The organism is Mesorhizobium sp. M2A.F.Ca.ET.039.01.1.1, from assembly GCF_003998035.1.
Lineage (GTDB): Bacteria > Pseudomonadota > Alphaproteobacteria > Rhizobiales > Rhizobiaceae > Mesorhizobium.
In genome coordinates this window covers 1-4,283 of the sequence record NZ_RZRY01000553.1, presented here as the reverse complement: position 1 = coordinate 4,283, position 4,283 = coordinate 1, and the positions used below count along the sequence as shown (strand labels likewise).

At 64.1% G+C, this 4,283-nt stretch carries 3 protein-coding genes and 1 pseudogene; all 4 read left to right on the top strand.

Features of this window, described 5'->3' with window-relative positions:
* A pseudogene (locus tag EOA24_RS41895) lies at positions 1–296 on the top strand (maleylacetate reductase); the annotation flags it as partial.
* 207 nt (positions 297–503) lie between these two features.
* Positions 504–1,502: an ABC transporter permease gene (locus tag EOA24_RS29030; RefSeq protein ID WP_126081840.1), complete on the top strand. Its 999-nt coding sequence runs from the start codon at positions 504–506 to the stop codon at positions 1,500–1,502.
* A 37-nt stretch (positions 1,503–1,539) separates the two neighbouring features.
* The gene (locus EOA24_RS29025; protein WP_126081841.1) at positions 1,540–2,556 is read left to right on the top strand and encodes a sugar ABC transporter substrate-binding protein; all 1,017 of its coding nucleotides are present in this window, start codon (positions 1,540–1,542) and stop codon (positions 2,554–2,556) included.
* A gap of 12 nt (positions 2,557–2,568) precedes the next feature.
* A partial coding sequence (locus tag EOA24_RS29020) for an SMP-30/gluconolactonase/LRE family protein (RefSeq protein ID WP_127410338.1) occupies positions 2,569–4,283 on the top strand: 1,715 nt, incomplete at its 3' end.

The following is a 4,283-nucleotide window of genomic DNA, read 5'->3' as shown; positions in this document are numbered from 1 at the left end:
CCCATACGATCGTGCTGCCGCATGCGCTGGCCTACAACGCCCCCGCCGTTCCGGCCGTCATGCAAACCCTGCGGGCCGTGCTGAAGACGGATGATCCTGCCATCGCGCTCTACGACCTCGCCGGCCGCATCGGCGCAAAACGCGCGCTGTCCGAGATCGGCATGCCGTCCGAGGGGATCGACATTGCGACGGACCGTGCGCTGGCCAATCCCTACTGGAACCCGCGGGCGCTGGAGCGGGAACCGATCCGGGCCCTTATCGCGCGCGCCTATGCCGGCGAGCCGCCGCAGGCCTGAGAAGGCTGCCCCTGGGATGAAAGCTTCACGAAGCTTACGCTTCGGCGCGGGGGCAAACTGCACAGCGTATCAGAAAAACGAAATTGTCCGCCGACGCTCCAGTCGTAATTGTCCCGTACAGGCAAACGGCTCGGAGCCTTGGGAGGATTCCGATTCAGCTGGTCGCCTGAGGAAGGCGCCAATCATAGGCTGCCTGGGAGGAGGAAAATGCCTGGTTCGGGCAAATCGGACGACAGGCGCCTTGGCTTCAAGGCGTCGCAGGAAGTCGTCGTCGTCGCGATCTCGGTCGTGATGTTCCTCGTCTTCTCGGCGACGCTCAACAATTTCCTGAGCCAAGGCAACATCATCGCCATCCTCAAGAACGTGTCGATCCTCGGCACGCTGGCCGTCGGCATGGGCTTCGTCGTCGTCGGCCGCGGCATCGACCTCACCATGGTGGCGGTGATGGTCGTCGGCGTCGCCTTCAGCATCTGGATTTCTACCTGGGGCATCGATTTCACGCTTGCCGTGATCTGCGGCGCCATACTGGTCGCGGCCATCGGCCTGTTCACCGGCGTCATGGTGGCGGTCGCGGAAGTTCCGCCGATCTTCGCTACCTTGGCCATCGCCTCCTCGGTCTACGGCTCGGGGCGCATCGTCTTTGCCTCGGACGTGCTCTATGCCCCGCCGGACATCGCCTGGCTGAAATTCGTCGGCAATGGCAGCGTGCTCGGGATACCGATGTCCGTCGTCATCTTCGGCGCGGTGGCGGCTCTCATGGGTCTCTTTCTGAGGAAGACGCGCTTTGGCCGGCTGGTCTACGCAACTGGCGACAATCCGAACGCGGCCCGCACCACCGGCCTGCCGACACGCCCGATCATCGTGACGCAATATGTCATCAGCGCGCTCATCGCGTTCACCGCCGGCATCATCATGACCGGTCTCGTCACCGGCATCGACACGCGCCTCTACAATTCGAGCCTGATCTACGACGTGCTGCTGGTGGTCGTGCTGGGCGGCATCGGCCTGTCGGGCGGCCAGGGCGGCGTGCGCAATGTCATCGCCGGCACCATTCTGGTCGGCATCCTGACCAACGGCATGACGATCCTCAACTTCTCCTACACCAGCCAGAATTTGATCAAGAGCGTGATCCTGCTCGGCGCCCTTGCCATCGACGCCATCATCAATCCGCGCGACGAGCAGACCTCGCAGAGCGGCGACATCTGAAACAAGAACTCGAACCATCAAATTGGGGAGGAAACCTATGAAGATATTCAAGAAATGCCTGTTGGCGGGCATGGCCGCGCTTGCGCTGCTAGGTGTCGCACAGGTCGCAAGCGCGCAGGAAACCGATCAGGTCGGCCGGGCTGCCTATCTCGACGGCGTCAAGGGCAAGAAGGTCATCTTCGTGCCGATCTCGCAGGGTATGGACCTCAACCAGGCCTGGGTGATGGTGTGGCAGCGTCACGCCGCCCGCTACGGCTTCACGCTCGAGGTGCGCGATCCGAACGGCGACACCAATGCCGGCATCCGCGCCATGCAGGGCGCGATCGCCGAGAAGCCCGACCTGATCATCGTGCAGAACCCGGACGTGCAGACCTATGCGCGGCTCTTGAAGCAGGCGCAGGCCGCAGGCATCAAGGTGCTGCAGGTCAACATGCAGTCGGCGACCCAGACCGACTCCTATGTCGGCAATGACTGGATCGAGATGGGCCGCCTGGAGATGGGCGAGCTGGCCAAGCATTGCACCGGGCCGAACGCCGTCTCGCACAAGGTGGTGTGGCTCGCCGGCGTCCAGACGGGCGCCGCCAACATCTATATGCGCACCGGCATCGACAAGGTGCTGAAGGCCAATCCCGAGCTGCAGCTCGTCTCCGACCAGCCGGCCGACTACATCAGCGAAAAGGCCCGCCAGATCACCGAGACGGTACTGCAGCAGCATCCCGATCTCTGCGGCATCATGGGCATCTGGGACAATGCCGAAGTCGGCGCCGGCGCTGCCGTCGCGGCAGCCGGCAAGCAGGACCAGGTCACCATCGTCACCAATGGCGCGGGTGCCGCCACGGGCTGCGAGAGCATCAAGAACGGGCTGCTCGACGTGATCTTCAACTTCAACGCGCCGGTCCAGGGCGAAATCGCCGCGCAGCAGATCTCCGAGCTGCTGCAGCATCCTGACCGCAAGGCCGGCAGCGAGAAGACCATCTTCTTCGGCCCGATCACCCGCGTCGACAAGACCAACGCGACCGGCCGGAACTGCTGGAAGCCCGAAGACATCAAGTAAACGGACTTTCCGATGAGCATGGCCGAAAGCCTTGTGCGCTGGCGCTACCGTCTGCTCCCCCACCATGTGGTCGGGGAGATCCTGACCAAGAAATGGATCGACAGCGTCATTCCCTTCACGGCGCTGGTCATCCTGTGCGCGATCTTCGGCGTGATCGTGCCGGGCTTCTTCGATGTGGCGACGCTGACCAATCTCAGCGGCCAGACCGCCGAGCTCGGCCTTGTCGTGCTCGGCATGACCATTGTCATGGTGTCCGGCGGCATCGATCTCTCGGTCGGCTCGACCTTCGCGTTGGCCGTGCTGGTCACGCTCTACGGCATGAACGTCGAGCAGTGGAGTTTTGGGACCGGCCTGCTGGCCTGCCTCGGCCTCGGTGTCGTCTGCGGCGCCATCAACGGCTTCCTGGTCGGCTTCCTGCGCATGCGGGCGTTTCTGACCACGCTGGTCACGCTCATCATCTACCGATCCACCTTCGACATCATCTTCCCGCATGTCTCGACGGCGATCGTCACCAGCGGCCCGGATTCGCCGACCTATGATTTTCTGGGCTTCGGCACGATCTGGGGCGTGCCGACCTCCTTCGCGGTCTTCATGGTCATTGCCATCGTGATCCACCTGGTGCTGTCGCGCGCCCGCTATGGCTGGCGGCTGTTCGCGGTCGGCGGCGCGCGCCGCTCCGCCTACAATGCCGGCATCAATGTGCGCTTCACTCTGTTCAGCGCCTATGTGCTCTGCTCGGTGCTGGTGGCGCTCTCCGGCTTCTTCTTCTCGGCCCGCATCGGCAGTGCCGCCTCCGATATCGGCACCGGCCTCGAGCTGCAGGTGCTGACCGCGACAGTGCTCGGCGGCATCTCGCTCGGTGGCGGACGCGGCTCGGTCGCCAAGGCGCTGATGGGCACGCTCTTCGTGCTCGTCCTGTCGAACAGCCTGCTCGCGCTCGCCGTGCCCGGCCCAGTCAACTACCTGATCCTCGGCCTCGTGCTGCTGCTCTCGGTCATGCTCGATGTGCGCTGGGTGAAGAACCGCCACAAGATCCTGCGCAGCGTCTATATCTCGCCGACCTTCGCCAAGATGCCGCAGGCGATCTCGACCGAGCCCGGCGTGCCGATGGCGGTGAACGACAGGCTGAAAGATGTCGGCGTCATCGGCCTCGGCTTCCTCGACGGCTCCGAGGATGTGATCTTCGACCGGCAGGACCGCCTCTACACCGGCAGCCGCCAGGGCGACATATTGCGCTTCCAGCCGCCGCACTACACGGAGAGCGAAGTCTTCGCCCATATCGGCGGCTCGCCGCTCGGCATGGCCTTCGACCGCGACGACAATCTGGTCATCTGCGTCGCCGGCATGGGCCTCTACCAGGTCTCGCCGGCGGGCGAGGTGAAGCTGCTCACCGCCGAGACCAATCGCTCGCTGACATCGGTGGTCGACGACTCGACCATGAAGCTCGCCGACGACTGCGACATTCTCCCAGACGGCCGCATCGTCTTTTCCGAAGCCACGGTGCGTTTCGAGATGCACGACTGGTATGCGGACGCGCTGGAGAGCCGCGGCAACGGGCGCATCATCGTCCACGATCCGCGCACCGGTTCGACCCGCACGCTGCTCTCGAACCTCGTCTTCCCCAATGGCATCTGCACCGCCTTCGACGGCCAGTCGGTGCTGTTCGCGGAAAGCTGGGCCTGCCGCATCAGCCGCTACTATTTCGACGGTCCGAAGAAGGGCAGGGT

What these genes read in the sequence shown, in the direction of transcription:
- EOA24_RS29030 (WP_126081840.1), top strand. Translation starts at nt 504, where the DNA reads ATGCCTGGTTCGGGCAAATCGGACGACAGGCGCCTTGGCTTCAAGGCG.
- EOA24_RS29025 (WP_126081841.1), top strand. Translation starts at nt 1,540, where the DNA reads ATGAAGATATTCAAGAAATGCCTGTTGGCGGGCATGGCCGCGCTTGCG.